The following is an 18,319-nucleotide window of genomic DNA, read 5'->3' as shown; positions in this document are numbered from 1 at the left end:
TATATGCCATATAATAAACAACAAATCTTTGAAACAGTTGACTTTTTTAGAAGTAAAAATATTAAAAAAATTGATATTGCTGTAGTTTTAGGTTCTGGATTGTCTTCTATCGTTGATATTTTTCCGGATAAGGAAATTATTCCTTATCATCAAGTGCCCAATATGAATAGTTCTAGTGTTGCGGGCCATTCAAGTAATTTCGTATATGTTGAGCATCATGGCAAGAATGTTTTGTTGATGCAAGGGAGACGCCATATGTACGAAGGTCATGATGCCTTTACAACTGCGTTTCCCATTGCTGTTGCTGGAGAACTTAACGCTCGTACAGCAATATTGACGAATGCGGCTGGTTCAATCAATCCAGATATTCATGTGGGTGATATTATGCTTATTTCCGATCATATCAAAACGCAGAATGATTCTCCATTGATTGGAGTAGAAGGAAATCAACGTTTTCTAGATATGCAGAATGCTTATGATGTTAGTTTACTACCTCATCTTAGTGAAGCATTTGGTGTTAAATCTGGAATATATGGTTCAGTGCTGGGTCCTCAGTACGAAACGCCAGCTGAAGTGCAAATGTTCCGTAAATTAGGAATAGATGCAGTAGGGATGTCGACTGTGATGGAAACTATTTTAGCGCGGTATTACAAAATGAGGGTACTTGGTTTTTCGATGATTACTAATCAAGCAGCTGGGTTGGGGGCGGTTCCTATAAATCATGAAGAAGTATTACAACAAGGAAAGTCAGCTGGTGGTCGACTTGCTTCTATTGTTGGCCATTTGTTGATTTGTAATACAGCAAATCTATAAAAACCAATAACTTAAAAATAGTGGAGAATCAAGCAATGTCAATAGTTCTGGTGATTTTTTAATTCGGTAAGTAGCATTAGATTTTAAAGGATTGTTGTATTTGTTAATATGAAAAACAATAGTAATATGTGCTTTTTGCTGATAACCTTCTTTTGCAAATTGTTGTAGTTGCTGTAAAGTAGTATAATTTTCTGAAGGAATGATTTCCGGAAGTAAAATATGAACTTCATTTAAAGTAGGTGTTTTGTCCAGCAAAATAAAATCAATTATATCATATGTTTTTTCGATAGTATTTTCTGCTTCTTTTTTATTTTTTCTTTCGATAATTTGTGCTTTGAGAAAAATAAAACTATGTTCCGTTACAGTTTGTTCAAATTTTTCTAATTTATCGCCAAATAAAAATAATATAATAGCATCATTTTCTGTATTTAATGTAAAGCGTCCCCAAGACCGTCTATTGCTATGCATAATATTGATATCACTAACATAGCCCAGTAAACTGATCTGAGTATTGAGAGGCAGAATTTCTTTTAATTCGTCTTTATAACTACTTAATTTTCCGGTTTTTTGGTAAATTGTATTGAATAGTTTTCCAGTAAAATAAAATCCGAAAACTTTAACTTCATTTTGAAATTCTTGTTGAGTAGTAAGGGGAGGAATATTTCTGTCGAATTTTAATCCTCCGTCTGAAGCAGCTTTTATTTCTTCAATTGAAAATAAAGAAAAATTTGCATCGGGATCTGTTTCTTTTTTTTCATAGTAAGAATATAACATATTGAGATTTTGCGGATTTAAAATAATTGCTTTTTCCACTATTACTTCTTTAGGATCAAAAAGAGAATCAAAAGCACCTGCTTTGATAAGAATTTCTGTATTATTTTTTCGAATATCGCTACTATTAGCTGTGCGTTCAACAAAATCTTCAACACTGCGATATTTTCCTCCCCATTTTCGCTCACGGGTGATTTCTTCGCTGACTTTTTCTCCTAATCCTTTAATAGCATTGAAACCATAACGAATATAAGGAATTTTGTTTTTATATTCTACGGTAAAATTTCCTTCACTGATATTAATATCAGGAGCAAGTATATCAATGTTGCTTTTTCGGATTTCGGTTATATATTTTGCTAAATCTTCATGTTTGTTAGTGTTAAAACTCATTAAAGATGCCATAAATTCTGCAGGATAATGTACTTTCAGCCAAGCTGTCTGGTATGCCAGTACTGAATATGCCACAGCATGAGACTTATTAAAGGCATAATTTGAAAATGGGATCAGCAATTGAAATAAATGTTCTGCTAATGAAGCATCATATCCTCGTGCAACAGCTCTGTTGATCCATTGCGGACGTATTTTTTCAAGTTCGTCTGGTTTTTTCTTAGCCATGATCCGACGTACAACATCGGCTTCACCCAGAGAAAATCCTGAAAGTATCTGCGCAATCTGCATAACTTGTTCTTGATAAACAATAATGCCGTATGTATTCTTGAGAACGGGCTCAAGGTCGGGATGATAACAATCAATTTCTTGTAAGCCATGCTTGCGCTGGATAAATGACGGAATATTATCCATAGGTCCAGGGCGATACAGAGCATTCATGGCAATTAAATCTTCAATATTGGTTGGCTGCAGCTGTTTGATGTATGAGGTCATGCCTTGAGATTCGAATTGAAAAATGCCTGCTGTTCGTCCCGAACTGAATAATTCAAAAACTTTTGGATCGTCCAGTGGTATTTCGTTGGGATCGATACGTTTGTGATAGTGAATAAAAATTTGTTGCAGACAGTCTTTAATGATTCCCAAGTTGGAAAGCCCAAGAATATCCATCTTAAGCAAACCATTGTCTTCAAGGTATTTACCTTCAAACTGTGTTGTAACAGTATTAGAACGATCTTTGTATAGAGGCACAATATCCGAAAGCTTTCGCCTCGAAACAATCAATGCAGAAGCATGAGTGCCTAAGTTGCGGATGCGGTTTGCTAATTGAATAGAATATAAGATCCATTGAATTTCTTGTTCATTAGGACCATTGAGAATATTTTTTAGTTCGGATAAAACCTCAGACTGTTGTGCAAGGTCTGCATTAGCATCCATTAACGCTGAAATCTCGCTGACTCGTTTGAGTGGAATATCCAAAACACGTCCTACATCTTTTAATACTGCTTTTGCTTTGTTGTAGCCGAACGTGACAACGTCAGCTGTTTTATCGTTACCATAGCGTGTACGTAAATATTCTTTTACTTCATCACGCCGTTCGTCTTCAAAGTCAATATCAATATCCGGCATTGAGACGCGTTCGGGATTCAGAAATCTTTCAAAAAGCAAATCATATCTTAAAGGGTCAATATTAGTAATATCCAGAGCATAACTAAGCAAAGCTCCTGCAGCTGATCCTCGCCCTGGACCAACCAAAATACCATTTTTTTTAGCATACTGTACAAAATCACCAACTACTAAAAAATAGTTCGGAAATCCCATCTTGCAAATCATATTAAGTTCCCAATCTAAGCGTTCTTTATATTTTGGTGGTAAATTTCCGTTGAATTTTAAGGTTAGTGCTTGCATGCTTTTTTCACGCAGAAATTGTTCACTTGTCATTCCCAGTGGTACAGCATATTGTGGACTTTGGTCTCCTTCCGCTTGAAATGGAATGGATTCACAAGATTCAGCTACATATTTTGTATTGGTAATGGCTTCTGGAATGTCTTTGAATAATTCATACATCTCAGTTTCTGATTTGAAATATTCAGTACCATTACGTGGAGATGTGTTTGCCATTGTTTCTTTTTCTTTAATACATGTTACGATATCGAGTAAAATTAAATCTTCTGGTTGCATATATTTAACTGGATTGGATGCAATAAGCGGAATATCAAACTGATATGCAGATTCTATTAGAATATGGTTAGCTGTTTTATCTTGAGGAATATTTCTATCTTGAATTTCAATAAAAAAATTGTCTTTTCCAAAAAGTTCTTGATAAAAATTGATTGTTTGATGAAGTTTGTCAATATTTTTTTTGTAAGCGTAGTGCCAGAGTTCACCTGTGTAATCAGATGAAAGACAAATAAGTCCTTCAGAAAAATCTTTAAGTAAATTTTTATCAGCATTAAAACGTCCAAAATTGCCGTCATCGTATCCATTGGAAATGATTTTTAATAAATTTTGATAACCAGTGTGATTTTTCGCTAGTAAAATAAGAGAATAACTGGGAATTTCAGGTTCACCTTTTTGGGGTCGTCGTGAAAATCTTGATTCTTCCATAATATCCAGCTGTGTCCCAAAAATCGGTTTTATCCCAGAGCTTAATGCTTTTTTTCCAAATTCAGGAACCGCATGCATATTGTTTCTGTCTGTAAGCGCAAATGCAGTATATTTATATTCAAGTGTCTTTTCAATTAGTTCATCAATAGTTGGTATTGCATGCAGAATAGAATAATGTGATTGAACATGTAAAGGAACAAAAGAACTCATATATCTCCTAGAATAAAGGGAAGGCGAACCTTCCCTTTGCTATTATTGTATTTAGGGTTAGCGTGAGTAAAACTCAATAATAAGGGGAATATCTCCAATAACAGGTACTTCTGTTCGTGTCGGATAGTATGACATTTGTGCAGACATTTTAGTAGCATCTCTTTCAACATATCCAGGAATGATAATCGAACCATCAGCTACAGCATTCACGAAGATTTCTTTATTCTTACTTTTTTCTTTAAGAGAAATAATATCGCCTATTTTTATTTGATATGAAGGAATATCAACTTTTTTGCCGTTAACAAGAAAGTGACCGTGATTAACGGCTTGGCGTGCTCCATATATCGAAGAAGAAAATCCTGCTCTATATACAAAAGCATCTAAACGACGTTCTAAAAGCTGTACTAATAATTCTACAGTATTTCCTTTTAATCGTACAGCTTCTGTATAGTAGCGGCGCATATGCTTTTCAGAAATATTATATTGAGCACGTATTTTCTGTTTTTCTAAAAGCTGTGTTTTATAAACAGACATTTTTCCACGGAATTTTTTATTTGCAGCGGCTTGTCCGGGTGCATGAGGTTTTTTTTCCATAATTTTTGCCGCTTTTCGTGTTACGGCGATTCCTAAGTAGCGCGAAATTCTAACCTTAGGTCCATTTTTTCTCATGAGATTCTCCTGCATAGTTCTTAATTCGTGCGCAGCCTGCACAAAATTAATGATACTTTCTATTATAAGGTATTTTTATTCTTTTTGCAAGGAAATTTTTGTAAAATGATTGAGTATTTTTGTGTATTTTAAGAAAAATTAATCTGTTGGGTCTCTAAATAAGCTATTAATTTCCGTAGGGGGTGCTGGATTTTTTTGCCCAAGGTGCTCATAAGCTTTATGGGAGGCCATACGTCCCCGCGGCGTCCGTTGAACAAAGCCATTTTGGATAAGATAGGGTTCAATAACATCTTCAAGGGTTTCAATTTCTTCGTTGAGTGTTGCTGCTAAAGCCGATATACCTACGGGACCGCCCTGATAATATTCGATGATAATTTGTAGAAGCTTTCTGTCAAGTGCATCTAGGCCTTCTTTGTCTATTTCAAGTTTTTCAAGGGTTTTATGAATGAAAATATCATGCACAATAGCTAAATCTTCCACTAAGGCAAAATCGGCAATGCGTTTCAAAAGCCTGTTGGCAATACGAGGAGTACCACGTGACCGTCGAGCAAGCTCCTGAGCCCCTGACTCGTCAATTCCTATATCAAGAATCCCTGCAGAACGAGTAATAACTTGAGATAGCTCCTCAATAGAATAAAATTCCATTCGTTCGATAATTCCGAAACGCGACCGCAGAGGAGCCGAAAGCGATCCTGCTCGAGTTGTTGCTCCTACGAGAGTAAATCTCGGCAAAGCAAATGATAAAGTTTTAGCGCCGGTGCCTTCACCAATGATGATATCCACTTTGAAATCTTCCATTGCCGAGTAGAGAATTTCTTCGAGTGTTTTGCGCAGACGGTGAATTTCATCAATAAATAATACTTCACCCTCTTGAAGTGTGGTTAGTAACGCCATTAGGTCGCCTTGTTTTTCTAGTGTTGGTGCCGAAGTAACCCGGATCGGAGCCTGAAGCTCCTCAGCAATAATATGGCTGAGCGTTGTTTTCCCCAAGCCCGGAGGCCCATACAGCAAAACATGATCAAGAGAGCTTTTTCGTTTTTTTGAGGCTTCAATATACACACTCAAATTACCTTTGAGCTTTGTCTGACCAATAAAATCATCAAGTTTTCTAGGGCGTAGAGAGTCGTCATTGTCACCGTCGTTCTTTAGAGGGTTGACCATGCTTTCTTTTATCATTCCGTATCCTTGAATTTAATCTCCTATATTCTAAGGCTAGAGGATATTTTTGTCAACTGTCTTGCACTATTGCTAATTATAAATTATAATATGAAAGAACTGTGAGGAATAATGAGATTACATGATTTTTTTTCTGACGCTCCCTATGATACTGAGATTCTGTCAATAGAAAATGACTCCAGAAACGCAGAAGTTGGTGTACTTTTTGTAGCATATGCTGGTTTTGAAAAGGATCTGCATGTTTTTGTGCCTGATGCTTACAGGCGCGGATGCCGTTATTTTGTGGTGTCTGACAGCAGAAAACAAGAATTTGCTGATCAGTTTCCAGATGCTCTGTTTTTTGGTTCTGACAACCTTCCAAAAGAATTATCCCGTTTGGTACTAGAATTTTATGCTTACCCCGACCGTAAACTCTGTCTGATCGGTGTGACAGGTACCAATGGAAAAACTACCACTGCAACACTAATCGATACAGCTCTTCGGAATTTAGGCGAACAAACCGCTTTTTTCGGAACTACGGAGTGGCGTATTGGTTTGGAAAGTTTGCCTGCTCTCAATACTACTCCTGATCTTTTGACTTTAGTACGGATGCTTAAGTCTGCAGAAGATTCGCAGATAAAGTTTGTTATTATGGAAGTGTCTTCACATGCCTTAAGTTTAGGCCGTGTTGAGGGTTTGGCATTTGACTGTGCTATTTTCACCAACCTCACCCAGGACCATTTGGATTTTCACGAAACAATAGAAGATTATTTTTTGGCGAAACGGCGATTTTTCACTGATATTCTTGGTCCATCGCCGAAAAAAAATAAAAAAGCTTTTATTAATGCTGATTGTCCCTACGGACAGCAAATTTTGCAGGTGCTAGGCGAGCGCGGCGTGCCATCAGAATCTTTTTCTCTGGAAAATGCAGGTTCGCTGAACGCTTTGGTTTATGAAATTTCTGCACAAGGTTCGCGTTTTGAAGTTTCTGGTGAAACATTATCCACTTCGATTCCAGGACTTGTTAATGTATACAATACTTTAGCTGCTTATGCTGTATTGAAATATTTGCAATTCAACCAAGCTGCTGAAGCTCTTGAGTCTGTACAAGTGCCTGGCAGAATGCAAAAATTAACTGCTCCGGATCGTGTTGTATTTGTTGTTGATTATGCTCATACACCGGATGCATTGAAACAAGCGGTTGCTGTGTTAAAAATGGTTCAAACAGAAGATACCCGTCTAATTACGGTTTTCGGGTCAGGCGGCGACCGTGATAAAACTAAACGTCCACTGATGGCACAAGCAGTTTTAGAATCGGATGCTATTATAGTTACATCTGATAATCCCCGTACAGAAGATCCCCAATCGATTATCGATGATATTTTAGGAGGATTTCCTAAAATGCGACAGAATCTTTATGTCGAACCTGATAGAGCTAAAGCAGTTCATTTGGCATATAGTTTAGCCGAACCTGGTGATATTGTGCTAGTTGCAGGAAAAGGACATGAAAAATATCAAATTATCGGTACTGAAAAGATTTATTTTTCGGACGAACAATGTATTCAGAATTTATGGGGCAGAGAGGGTGGATTATGAAAATTCTTATAACTTCTGATGTGCAAAGTACTTTGGCGCTTCATGGGCTGAAAAATGCCGAAGATTTAATTAAACTAACAGAATCTGATACAAAGATTTGCTTGTTGTCAGCACCGTTGTCTCCTGAAGAAATTGAAAAACTCCCCGAAACAGAATTTCGTATGCTGAGCCTTGGTGATTTGATTAGGCAGAATGCCATAGCGTCTCCTCCGGAATTTAAGGATATTGTTTCGCGGCCGGAGACACCTGTTGATCAGTCTGTTTTGGAGTCTTTTTATCGAAATCGGGTTATTCTAGTCACGGGCGGCGAAGGCTATATCGGTTCGGAAATTGTTGCGCATCTTTTGAGCCTGCCAATCAAGCAGGTCATTGCTTTTGGGCATGGCGAAAACTCCATTAATGAGTTGATCAAGAAGCATGGTCATCATAGAAATTTTAAGGCTGTGCTGGGTGACGTTCGTGATGAAGAAAAGTTGCGACGGGTTTTTCTCGAGCACAAGCCTAATACCATTTTTCATGCTGCTGCCCATAAGCATGTTCCTATTCTTGAGATGTATCCCGAAGAAGCTGTTAAAACCAATATTCTTGGTACAAAAAAGTTGGTATCTCTTGCTGCTGAATGGAAAGTTGAACGTTTTGTGCTCGTTTCTACTGATAAAGCTGTCAATCCAGTATCAGCGTTAGGGGCGTCTAAACGCATTGCCGAAAAAATATGTTTATCCATGGATGCTCTGATTCCTGATTGCCGATTTGCAACGGTGAGGTTTGGGAATGTTTTCGGATCGACGGGTAGTGTTGTTCCTACGTTTCTAGAACAAATTGCGCATAATCGGCCTCTTACAATTACTGATAAAAATATGGTGCGTTATTTTATGTCTATTCATGAAGCGGTTCGTTTGGTGCTGTTGGCGGGAACTATGGATTATGGGAATTTGTTTTCTTTTGATATGGGAGTTCCTATTGCGTTGGGCGAGCTCCTTGAAAAACTCTGTGCTTATTACGGAGTAGAGCCTTCACAAAGCTGTGTTAATGTGATCGGCAATCGCGGTGGCGAAAAATTTTCCGAAGAACTGATTCATTCTTTTGAAAAAATTTTAGCTTCGCCTCATGAAAAACTGTTGATTTTAGAAGATTCAGGTTCCATTTGGTCCGAGAAGGAAATAAATCTACTTTATGCTGAGTTTGTAGATGCTGCGTCATTTGGCTCGAAAGAAGAAATTTTTGCACTTTTTAATAAGTATATTTCTCATTATGCAGGCATGAATATATGAAAATAGAATTTGCACCTCCTGATCTTTCTGAAGACGATATTAATGCTGTTGTCCGTGTGTTGAGGTCAGGTTGGATTACATCTGGAGCTGTTTGTAATGAATTCTCTTCGCATCTCAATAATTATTTAAATGCACGTTATACGCTTCTACTCAACTCTGCAACTTCTGGTCTTTTTTTAGCACTCAAAGCTTATGGTATTGGCTCTGGTGACGAAGTTATTACTACTCCTTATACTTTTGCAGCTACTGCAAATGCTATTAAACATACCGGCGCAAAGGTTGTATTTGCAGATGTTGGTGAAAATAGTTTTTTTATCGATCCGGAATCTGTAGCGCAGAAAATTACGCAAAATACTAAGGCGATTATTCCTGTTGATTTTGGAGGAGCTTTGCCGGATTATCCTAAAATAAATGCTCTAGCTTGTGCACAAAAAATCCAGCCAGTTAACCGTTATCAAGAAGCTTTAGGCAGAATTCTTGTGCTGACGGATTCTGCACATTCATTAGGTGCACTGGATCAGGGGCGGCATGATTTTGCGGATATGCGTGTATTTTCATTTCATGCAGTGAAAAATTTAACGACTTCCGAAGGTGGAGCATTAAGCTTTTACTCGTTTGGTGACGAACAAATTGATGATGAATTTTATTCTATGCTGAAGACTTATGCATTGCATGGGCAGGATCGATCTGCTCGTGAAAAATTTTTAGATGGGTCTTGGGAATATGATATCCGTATGCCAGGGTATAAAATGAATATGCCTGATATAACGGCAGCATTGGGGTTATCGCAGTTTCGGCGCTATGAAACCAATATTCTTCCTAAACGCCGTCAAATTTTTGCTGCTTATTTTGATTATTTCAAAAATAAAGAGCAGTTTATGCTTCCAGAATTTAGGCCCGATCATGCGGCGCATTTATTTCCGCTGCGAATTAATGGTTTCGATGAGTATCAACGTAATCGATTAATGCGATATTGTTTTGATTGTGGAGTGTCAGTTAACGTCCACTACAAACCTCTCACTTTGATGAGCGCAATATCTTTCTATGATTCCGAAGCTTATTGTCCTAACTCTTTTTCCGTTTATCAAAATGAAATTTCATTACCATTGCATACTTTACTTACTCCTGAAATGGTTGCACGTGTGTGTGGTACAGTCATGGAGGGAATATGCACCTAGTTGTCAATGGCCGCTTCTTAACTCAAAATATAACAGGAGTTCAGCGTGTTGCGATGAATTTTACAAAGGAACTTGCAGGTAGAGTTGTTGATCTTCAGGTGTTTACACCCCCTTTCAGAGGATCTGAGGATAGTCTGCTTCCTTTGCGGGTATTACCTGCTTTGAAACCTTATTCTTTATTTTGGGAACAGATTAAATTGCCATTGACACTGAAAAAATGTGATTTTCTCCTTAATTTTGGGAATACAGCTCCGATTTTTGTGAAGAATCAAGCAGTGATGATCCATGATGCTGCGTTCATGCGTCAACCAGAATGGTTTTCGCGGTCGTTTGCTTTTTACTACCGTGTGCTTATTCCTCAGATTGTTAAAAGGGCCCGTTTTCTTATGACGGTCAGCCAGTTTTCCAAAGATGAAATTATCAACTGTTTTGGTGTGGATTCAGAGCGAATACTTGTGCTGCCATTGTGGCTTGATAGTATTTTTTCAAGTGAAATTCAAAGGCCTATTGCTGAGAAAAAAAAATATATTCTGTCGGTTGCCAGTATAGAGCCTAGAAAAAACTATTCCAGTTTGCTAAAAGCGTTTTCTCAGCAAAAAACCAATGTGACTCTAAAGCTTGCTGGAGGTGCAACTCATCATTTTGCCTCTGTTGATAATAAGTATATTGATCCATGTATTCAATTTTTGGGTCGCATGAATGATCAACAACTAGTTTCCTTGTACCGGAATGCACTTTTTTTCTGCAGTTTGTCGTTTTATGAAGGGTTTGGTTTGCCTCCACTCGAAGCAATGGCATTGGGATGTCCTGTATTGGTATCGGATATTCCTGCGCATAGAGAGGTTTGCGGGGATGCGGTTTTGTATGCGGATCCTTATGATATTGATGATATTGCTCAAAAAATGCGACTTATGCTGGAAAATTCTAGGTTACGTCAGGAACTCGCGGAAAAAGGCAAAATTCGTGCAAAAATTTTTAATAAAGAGATCTCGCTTGACCTTTTAATGCATGAATTAGAAAAATTTTCCTAAATTCGGTCTTCTTGCGGAAATTTTTATGATAAGTTATAATAAAAATTATTGATGAGGAGTCATTGTGAATAAGCGAATTATCTGTATAATCGCTAACGGTTATGCCGAAGAAATGATGGCCGTTGTTCTTATGAAAGCTATGCGTACACGGCTTAAAGAGCTTAATTTGTATCAGGAATTTATGTTTGTAGGCGGATCGTTGGTAAGTTCTGGTAAGTGGTTTCATGATGCTCAGTTTCCGACTTTTTTTTCAGGAGGCATGACTCCATCGGGTGGCTTTCCGACCCGATCTTGGAGAGGATTTTTCTCTGATGTCAAAGTAGGAGCTTTATTTACGCCTTTCAAATTGGCCCGTTTTATTAAAAATTGGGGTAGTAACGGTATGGAACTGGTAATAGCCGTTGGCGATTTTCTTCTGATGGTAACAGCTATTCCCGCGCTTCGAACTTATGATGTCCCATTGGTCTTTATTCCTACAGCAAAATCCGATTATATCCAATCGCATTTCAGAATTGAGAAAAAATATATCAAAAAATATGCGGCAACAGTCTTTGCGCGTGATGAAATTACCACTCAAGATCTCAAAGAAAGCGGTATTTCTGCCTATTATTGTGGCAATCTGATGCAGGATTTGTTAGATCGTAATACTCCTACTTTTTCTTCGAAATTGCCTATTGTTGCATTGTTGCCGGGCAGTCGTGAAGAATCCTATGGCAATATGGGCAAAATTTTGGATTTAATAGAGCTTGTAAAAATTAATGCTTACTGGGCATTGGTGCATGCTGATAGTCTCTGCAAGGACAAAATGGCTACAGAGTTTTCCAAGCGTGGCTGGCATCTTCAAAATGATTCTGATACAGTGAGAATTTGGGAAAAGGATCATAAAACAATTCATGTTTATCCAGGTAGTATGTTTGATACAGTGGCACTGTCATGTGATTTTGCGATTAGCTTGGCAGGAACCGTGGGTGATCAAATTGCCGGTTTGGGCAAACCTATTATAGGTTTCAAAGGTACAGGTCCTCAGAGTTCAGAAAGCCGCATGCTTGAATATGAAAAGTTGCTGGGAGAATCGTTTATTTATGAACGGGATTTTCCTTACGGTGTGCTAAATGTTGTGGATCTTTTGCTCAAGGACCCACATGCTCGCAAGCGCTATGGCGAACAGGGGCTTTTACGGATGGGCAAGCCAGGAGCCGCAGACTGCATGGCTGAAAAAATTATTTCTGCATACTTTTTGTCTGAAAGAGCTGGCTTATGAAAATTTCTTTTACAGGTACGCACGGTATAGGTAAAACAACTTTGGCGGTATGGTTGGCAAAAGTCTTGAAAATTCCTTATGTTCCAGAATTTGCGCGTGAATTTTTGGAAAAAGGTTATCAAATTGATACTCCTCTAGCATTTACATCTTTTGAAACGGAAATTTTAGAGAAAAAAATAGATCTTGAGAGTAATATTTTGGAAGATTCGGATTCGCTGGTTTCAGACCGTTCTTACTTAGATTATGCAGTGTATCTGAAGCATGGGCTTTCTCGTTTTCCTTATGATCAGATTAAAAATTTGCAATTTGAGAGCGTGCCGATTACGCGTTACTTCAATGAATATGAATCGTTATGTCGTGAGCGGAACAGAATTTATGATTTAATTTTTTTTCTGACTCCTTTTACAGAATATATTTCTGCGGAATTCGACTATCGTGAAAAAAATCCTTTTGCTACTAATATTATTCAAGATCTGCTGATTAATGAGTACAAAGAAGAAATACGTCACGAAAAAGTGATTCTTATAAAAGAAAAAGATTTGCTTGAGCGAAAAAAAATGATCATTCATTTACTCAAAGAACGTGGATTTCTATCTTGGAGTCAATTATATGTTGATGAAGAATTATAAATCTTGCAGATGTGCCGGTAAAACGTGAACCGATATTTCCTGATCTTTACTAAGCACCACGGCAGTTTCAATAGAATTTTGAAGTTCGCGGATATTGCCCGGCCAGGAGTATGTAAGTACTTTTTTCATTGCTTCGGTGTCGAAACTTTTAATTTGTTTATTGTATTTGTTACTGAAATTTTTAAGAAAAAAATCTACCAGTAATGGAATATCTTCTTTTCGCTCGCGCAAAGGAGGTATTGCTAACTCTACAACATTTAATCGATAGTATAGATCTTCACGGAATATTTTATCTTGAACAGCTTGTTTCAAGTTTTTATTTGTTGCTGAAATAATTCTGATATCTGTTTTAATTGTTTCTTCACCACCAACACGTTCAAATTCGCGTTCTTGCAGCACCCGCAATAGCTTGATCTGAACCGCCGGTGAGATATCTCCAATCTCATCCAAAAAAATTGTCCCACCGTTAGCCAACTCAAAACGTCCCTTACGTCGCGCTGTTGCTCCAGTGAATGCCCCTTTTTCGTGGCCAAAGAGTTCGCTTTCTAGCAGGTTTTCCGGCAGGGCACCGCAGTGCACTTTGACAAAAGGCCCCAAAGAACGCATACTATTTTGGTGGATGGCAGACGCAAAAATTTCTTTTCCTACACCGCTTTCTCCTTGTAACAGCACAGTAGCATCTGTTGGTGCGATTTGTCTAATCATTTCCTGCAATTTTTTAATACACCCCGAACTGCCAATAATATTTTCCATATCTTTATGTTTTTCAAGCTGCTCGCTGAGGTTCTGCAATTGCTGATGCTGGTCCATTTGAGCAATCGCGCGTTGAATCAGGAGAATAAGCTTGTCCAAATGTACCGGTTTTGTCAGAAAATCATAAGCTCCTAGTTTCATCGCGGTAACAGCATCATCCAATCCTGCATGACCTGTCAACATAATAACGGGAATATTGGGATGTTTTATTTTTACTTGCTCCAAGAGTTCAAGCCCGTTGAGTCCTGGCATCTTGATGTCAGAAACGATAAGATCTGGCAAAAAAAGATTGATCTTGTCTAACGCTTCTACACCACTGGCAGCTCCCTGAACATCAAAACCTTCGCTTTTCAAGGATAGCATTAACCCGCTGCGAATGTTGTCTTCATCGTCGATAATCAGCACCATTTTTTTTGACATTGGCCCATTCCTCTCTATGGTAAAATTATGCGATATTTTCTGATAAAAATCAATAAAATATAGCAAAATTATAGTAAAAAAAATATTTGTATGCTATAATAGAAGCAAAATTTTTAAGGTTTTGTAATTATGCCTTATGTTCTGATTGCAGGGTTTACCAAACGGACTTCGTTTTCCCTATCCAAGTATCTGCTTAAGCAGGGGTATACTCTGATTATTACTGATTCGGTGTCGGATGCTGAAAAAAAATCTTTGATAAAAGAATTAGGTGAACCAACAAAAATACTTGATTTTTTAGGCAACCAAACACCTGATATTTTAAAGCAGTTTCCCATAGAAATAGTCTTTGTTAGTCCTGGCGTTCCTCGTTCTATTCCTCTGCTCCGTGCTGCACTTGCCAAAAATATTCCTGTTTTGAATGATATTGAATATTTTTATCGGCAATTTCCCAAGCGTCAATATATTGCCGTTACGGGGACCGATGGTAAAACAACTGTAGCAATGTGGCTTTATTATACCGTGTCGCAGCAAAAAAAATGTGTGTTGGCTGGAAATGTAGGAACACCTATTTTTGATTTTTTTGATGAAAAATATGATGATTATGTTTTTATTCTGGAACTATCCAGTTTTCAACTGGAGTCTTTATCAGAATTTCATGCGCATGCGGCTGTTGTTATTAATATTTCTGAAGACCATCTTGATCGATATGAGTCGCTTCAAGATTATGCACTTGCCAAAAAAAATATTTTCCTAAATATGACTCATGCGGATTTAGCGTTGATTAATGATGACGATATTTTTGCTGATTTATTTCAACGAGATTGTTCAGCACAAATGATTTTTTTTTCTAAGAATCATACTCAATGTCCTCTTAATCTTGAGGCATTGAATGATTTTTTAGGTAAAAAACCTCTAAAAGTTCCCGGGGTGCATCAGCGGCAAAATGCTTTAATTGTTTTGGCATTTGCGCGTTTTTTGGGAGTAAGTGATGTAATTATTAAACAAGCGTTGATTTCTTTTCCGGGTGTCGACCATCGCCTGCAGTTTGTAGCTTCTATTGATGGAATCAGCTATTATAACGACTCCAAAGCAACATCGCCTCAAGCTGTTCAAATTGCATTGACCGCATTTGAACAGCCTGTTGTTTTAATTGCCGGAGGACGTTCCAAAAATGCCGACTTTTCTGCGCTGGTCGGGCTTGTGGAAGAAAAAACTAAATATGTCGCATTGTTTGGGGAAATGGCTCAAACACTTTACGAAATATGGGGTATACAAAACAAATCTTCTATTTGGGGTACGCTTGAAGAAGCTTTTGTAGCAGCTCGAAATCATGCACAAATTGGCGATTGTATTATTCTTTCCCCTGGTGGTTCGTCTTTTGATCTTTACCAATCTTATGAAGAAAGAGGCAACCATTTTATAAATCTGGTACATAACCAAAGATAAATTTGTTCTTTGGCAAAAAAAGTAGTAAATTTATATATATTGTATTTTGTTTGCTGGATAACGAATCTTTTTATAAGAATTTGCCCTTAAATATGTGAATTATCTCTTAATCATAAGGAGCTTGGGATGTATATCTGTAAATTTTGCTTATATCTTGGGTTGTCTCTGACAACTGTTGTATCTTTGTTTTCCCAGCAGACTGTACTGCCAGAAAGCTTATTTCCTAATCAGGAACTTTACGACTTGGAATTGCTATTAGAACGTGCCAATAATTTGGAACAAACTGTAAATTTCACACCAGCATCGGTAACTAATATTTGGTCGATACAAGATGTTATTGATATGGCTGTAGCTAATAACTTGGAACTTGCACAGTCAAAAAAAGATTTTGATGTCGCACAAGCTAGTTATACGGGGTCTATTCAAGATTTATATGTACCTACTTTGAAAGTAGGAGCATCTGTAACCGCCAGGGATCTGTTCACAACTTCCAAAAATCCCCAAGATATTGCTGCTACGTCTGAAGGATTTACTATTGATATTGGTATCCCTTCGATTTCACTTTCGCGGCGTTTATTCGCTGGTTTTGCCAATGTTTATAACTATCGTATTTCTAAGGAAACCTATCTTAATGCGGCTAATACTTATAGTAATTTGATGAGAAATACGGTTTATAAAGCAGTAACGCGTTATTACGAGCAATTTCTCCGAGAAGAAGAAGTTCGAGTGACATTAGAACGGCTTAAACAGCTGCAAGATCAGCTTCGTTCAGCTGAAATAAACTACAGAAACGGCCGTGTTTCTGATTATGATGTTATTTTGACTCGTTCTCAATATTATTCAGCACAGCCTACATTTTTCAATGCAGAACGACTTCGTTTGTATGCGAGGGAAGATTTTTATCGATTTTTGGGTTATCTGCCTGACAATAATGTCCGTATTGAACTAAAAGGTGATTTATATCAGATAACTAATGTCAAATTTTCGGAATTTGATGAAAATGAATCGTTAGCATATATTTTTTCTAATGATACAGAACTGGCAACATTACGAACAGCTCTTGCAAATTCCAGAAGCACGAAAGGTTTGAAAAATGCCCAACGTATGCCTTCTTTAGACATCAGTTTTGATTATACTCCATCTTGGGGGCGTGATATTGCTGTTGCAAACTTTTCAGAATCGGCTTACAATGGTTCATATGGAGTTACGGCGTCACTTAGTGTGCCTGTATTAGAGTGGATTCCTGGTACTGGGATAGCATCTCAAGTGAAGGCTGCCCAAGAAGAAATTAAAAAGGCTGAATTTAAGCTTTTGGATGCCGAAGAAAGAAAATTAATAGATATAAAAAATACATTGCTTAGTATTAGGGAATTAAATCAAAGTGTTGCAGCATTGCAGATTAGTACCGAACAGGCTAGTGTGGCAGCTCGAATTGCTCAAGTTCAATATAGAAACGGCCGTGTTTCTATCTTAGATTTGAACAGAGCTCAGGTTGATTATATCGAAGCAAAGAAAAAATTGTTGGCAGCTATATATGATGAGCTTTCTGCAAACCTTAATCTTCAACAGTCGATGAACCCTCTACCGATGTTCTTAGACGAAGTCAAAAAAATAGAAGCGTTAAATCAATAATTGCAAAGAGGTTGAATCGATGAAACTTAAAAAAAGAACCATTATTATAATAGTTACGGTGGTGGTATTAACAGTAGGGATTGGTGTTTTTCTTGGAACGCGCAACAAAGAAACCGAAAAAGGCTCACAAGAACGCATCACAACAGTGCTAGTTAGAAAAGCGGAAAAAAGCACTTTGAAACGATTTTTGGATCTCTATGCAGAATTCAAAGCAGAAAACGAAGTAGAACTTAAATCTCCGGTTACCGGTAAGGTGATGAGTTTCTCGCGGCTTGAAGGTCAGAAAGTTGCTCGTGGTCAAGGAGTTGTTACTATTGATCGTTTTGAAGTTGGTGCCCGGTATGCACCTGCCACAGTACAGAGCACTGTTTCGGGTGTTGTGACAAGGATTTTAGTCAGCAAGGGCGAAGATGTGAATGTTGGAACTTCTGTAGCAGTAGTTGGTAACACAGATAACCTTGAAGCTCGCATACAAGTACCTGAAGTGTTTGCATCCGAAGTGAAAGTTGGTCAGGAAGTGCTGTTTAAAACACAGGCGGTGCCGGGTCGTATTTTTACGGGAAAAATCACACGTAAGGACTTATCGCTTGATCCAACAACACGGTCACTGACTGTACGAGTGATGGTTCCAAATCCTGATCATACTTTGTTTTCAGGAATCTATGCTGAAAGTTTTATTTTTATTGAAGAAGCTCAAGATGTTTATGTGGTTCCTGATACTGCTTTGTCTACAACAAAAGAAGGGCAACCTGCTATTTTTGTCAACAATAATGGTACAGCTGTGCTTCGTCCGGTTAAGATAGCGCTACGTTACAGGGATCAAGCAGCTATTTCAGAAGGCATTCAGGATGGTGATGAAATGATTGTTTTCGGCCGCGAATATCTTAGTGAGGGTGCTCCTATCCGCGCATTATTCGAAAATACCGAGCAAAAACCAGCTCAAACTGCCTCAGAAATAGCACCTTCTGAAACAGCTAAGACATTATAGTAA

14 protein-coding genes are annotated in these 18,319 nt (G+C 37.8%); 10 read left to right on the top strand and 4 right to left on the bottom strand.

The annotated features are described in order from the left end of the window. Nucleotides 1-3 precede the first annotated feature (3 nt). On the top strand, nucleotides 4-813 hold the full coding sequence (locus BM018_RS00635; protein WP_159428105.1) for a purine-nucleoside phosphorylase: 810 nt from the start codon (nucleotides 4-6) through the stop codon (nucleotides 811-813). Here the strand turns inward: BM018_RS00635 and dnaE are convergent. The 3 genes from dnaE to ruvB form a co-directional block, all read right to left on the bottom strand. Continuing rightward, the gene (dnaE, locus tag BM018_RS00630; protein WP_092317165.1) at nucleotides 808-4,287 is read right to left on the bottom strand and encodes a DNA polymerase III subunit alpha; all 3,480 of its coding nucleotides are present in this window, start codon (nucleotides 4,285-4,287) and stop codon (nucleotides 808-810) included. The two genes, BM018_RS00635 and dnaE, sit on opposite strands and share 6 nt — an antisense overlap. Nucleotides 4,288-4,344: 57 nt before the next feature. Beyond that, nucleotides 4,345-4,956: a 30S ribosomal protein S4 gene (gene rpsD, locus BM018_RS00625; protein WP_092317162.1), complete on the bottom strand. Its 612-nt coding sequence runs from the start codon at nucleotides 4,954-4,956 to the stop codon at nucleotides 4,345-4,347. A 138-nt stretch (nucleotides 4,957-5,094) separates the two neighbouring features. After that, nucleotides 5,095-6,129, bottom strand: a complete 1,035-nt coding sequence (ruvB, locus tag BM018_RS00620) for a Holliday junction branch migration DNA helicase RuvB (protein WP_407640959.1) — start codon at nucleotides 6,127-6,129, stop codon at nucleotides 5,095-5,097. A gap of 114 nt (nucleotides 6,130-6,243) precedes the next feature. Here ruvB and BM018_RS00615 point away from each other — a divergent pair, with 114 nt between their 5' ends. From BM018_RS00615 to BM018_RS00590, 6 genes are all read left to right on the top strand, one after another. Next, nucleotides 6,244-7,707: a UDP-N-acetylmuramoyl-L-alanyl-D-glutamate--2,6-diaminopimelate ligase gene (locus BM018_RS00615; RefSeq protein WP_092317156.1), complete on the top strand. Its 1,464-nt coding sequence runs from the start codon at nucleotides 6,244-6,246 to the stop codon at nucleotides 7,705-7,707. Next, nucleotides 7,704-8,978: a polysaccharide biosynthesis protein gene (locus BM018_RS00610; protein WP_159428104.1), complete on the top strand. Its 1,275-nt coding sequence runs from the start codon at nucleotides 7,704-7,706 to the stop codon at nucleotides 8,976-8,978. Before BM018_RS00615 ends, BM018_RS00610 begins: the two co-directional genes overlap by 4 nt. Beyond that, a complete protein-coding gene (locus tag BM018_RS00605; RefSeq protein WP_092317149.1) occupies nucleotides 8,975-10,156 on the top strand; it encodes a DegT/DnrJ/EryC1/StrS family aminotransferase in 1,182 nt (393 codons plus the stop codon). The genes BM018_RS00610 and BM018_RS00605 overlap by 4 nt, the downstream gene beginning before the upstream one ends. After that, the gene (locus tag BM018_RS00600; RefSeq protein WP_092317145.1) at nucleotides 10,147-11,187 is read left to right on the top strand and encodes a glycosyltransferase family 4 protein; all 1,041 of its coding nucleotides are present in this window, start codon (nucleotides 10,147-10,149) and stop codon (nucleotides 11,185-11,187) included. Before BM018_RS00605 ends, BM018_RS00600 begins: the two co-directional genes overlap by 10 nt. A gap of 64 nt (nucleotides 11,188-11,251) precedes the next feature. Next, a complete protein-coding gene (locus BM018_RS00595) occupies nucleotides 11,252-12,448 on the top strand; it encodes a glycosyltransferase family protein (RefSeq protein ID WP_092317142.1) in 1,197 nt (398 codons plus the stop codon). Further along, a complete protein-coding gene (locus tag BM018_RS00590) occupies nucleotides 12,445-13,077 on the top strand; it encodes an ATP/GTP-binding protein (RefSeq protein WP_092317139.1) in 633 nt (210 codons plus the stop codon). The genes BM018_RS00595 and BM018_RS00590 overlap by 4 nt, the downstream gene beginning before the upstream one ends. Here the strand turns inward: BM018_RS00590 and BM018_RS00585 are convergent. After that, nucleotides 13,072-14,250: a sigma-54-dependent transcriptional regulator gene (locus BM018_RS00585; protein WP_092317136.1), complete on the bottom strand. Its 1,179-nt coding sequence runs from the start codon at nucleotides 14,248-14,250 to the stop codon at nucleotides 13,072-13,074. The genes BM018_RS00590 and BM018_RS00585 overlap by 6 nt on opposite strands. 129 nt (nucleotides 14,251-14,379) lie before the next feature. Between BM018_RS00585 and murD the strand changes: the two genes are divergently transcribed. The 3 genes from murD to BM018_RS00570 all read left to right on the top strand — a co-directional run bounded on the left by murD (nucleotide 14,380) and on the right by BM018_RS00570 (nucleotide 18,316). Beyond that, nucleotides 14,380-15,696 carry a UDP-N-acetylmuramoyl-L-alanine--D-glutamate ligase gene (murD, locus tag BM018_RS00580; RefSeq protein ID WP_092317134.1) on the top strand — a complete coding sequence of 439 codons (1,317 nt, stop codon included), beginning with the start codon at nucleotides 14,380-14,382 and terminating at the stop codon, nucleotides 15,694-15,696. 126 nt (nucleotides 15,697-15,822) lie between these two features. Then, on the top strand, nucleotides 15,823-17,328 hold the full coding sequence (locus tag BM018_RS00575) for a TolC family protein (RefSeq protein WP_092317132.1): 1,506 nt from the start codon (nucleotides 15,823-15,825) through the stop codon (nucleotides 17,326-17,328). Nucleotides 17,329-17,347: 19 nt separating this feature from the next. Further along, a complete protein-coding gene (locus BM018_RS00570; RefSeq protein WP_092317129.1) occupies nucleotides 17,348-18,316 on the top strand; it encodes an efflux RND transporter periplasmic adaptor subunit in 969 nt (322 codons plus the stop codon). Nucleotides 18,317-18,319: the final 3 nt, after the last annotated feature.

Origin of the sequence: Brevinema andersonii, from assembly GCF_900112165.1 — a bacterium.
GTDB lineage: Bacteria > Spirochaetota > Brevinematia > Brevinematales > Brevinemataceae > Brevinema > Brevinema andersonii.
The sequence above is the reverse complement of the archived record's forward strand: the minus strand, read 5'-3'. Positions and strand labels throughout refer to the sequence as shown.

What these genes read in the sequence shown, in the direction of transcription:
- BM018_RS00635 (WP_159428105.1), top strand. Translation starts at nt 4, where the DNA reads ATGCCATATAATAAACAACAAATCTTTGAAACAGTTGACTTTTTTAGA.
- dnaE (WP_092317165.1), bottom strand. Translation starts at nt 4,287, where the DNA reads ATGAGTTCTTTTGTTCCTTTACATGTTCAATCACATTATTCTATTCTG.
- rpsD (WP_092317162.1), bottom strand. Translation starts at nt 4,956, where the DNA reads ATGAGAAAAAATGGACCTAAGGTTAGAATTTCGCGCTACTTAGGAATC.
- BM018_RS00615 (WP_092317156.1), top strand. Translation starts at nt 6,244, where the DNA reads ATGAGATTACATGATTTTTTTTCTGACGCTCCCTATGATACTGAGATT.
- BM018_RS00610 (WP_159428104.1), top strand. Translation starts at nt 7,704, where the DNA reads ATGAAAATTCTTATAACTTCTGATGTGCAAAGTACTTTGGCGCTTCAT.
- BM018_RS00605 (WP_092317149.1), top strand. Translation starts at nt 8,975, where the DNA reads ATGAAAATAGAATTTGCACCTCCTGATCTTTCTGAAGACGATATTAAT.
- BM018_RS00600 (WP_092317145.1), top strand. Translation starts at nt 10,147, where the DNA reads ATGCACCTAGTTGTCAATGGCCGCTTCTTAACTCAAAATATAACAGGA.
- BM018_RS00590 (WP_092317139.1), top strand. Translation starts at nt 12,445, where the DNA reads ATGAAAATTTCTTTTACAGGTACGCACGGTATAGGTAAAACAACTTTG.
- BM018_RS00585 (WP_092317136.1), bottom strand. Translation starts at nt 14,250, where the DNA reads ATGTCAAAAAAAATGGTGCTGATTATCGACGATGAAGACAACATTCGC.
- murD (WP_092317134.1), top strand. Translation starts at nt 14,380, where the DNA reads ATGCCTTATGTTCTGATTGCAGGGTTTACCAAACGGACTTCGTTTTCC.
- BM018_RS00575 (WP_092317132.1), top strand. Translation starts at nt 15,823, where the DNA reads ATGTATATCTGTAAATTTTGCTTATATCTTGGGTTGTCTCTGACAACT.
- BM018_RS00570 (WP_092317129.1), top strand. Translation starts at nt 17,348, where the DNA reads ATGAAACTTAAAAAAAGAACCATTATTATAATAGTTACGGTGGTGGTA.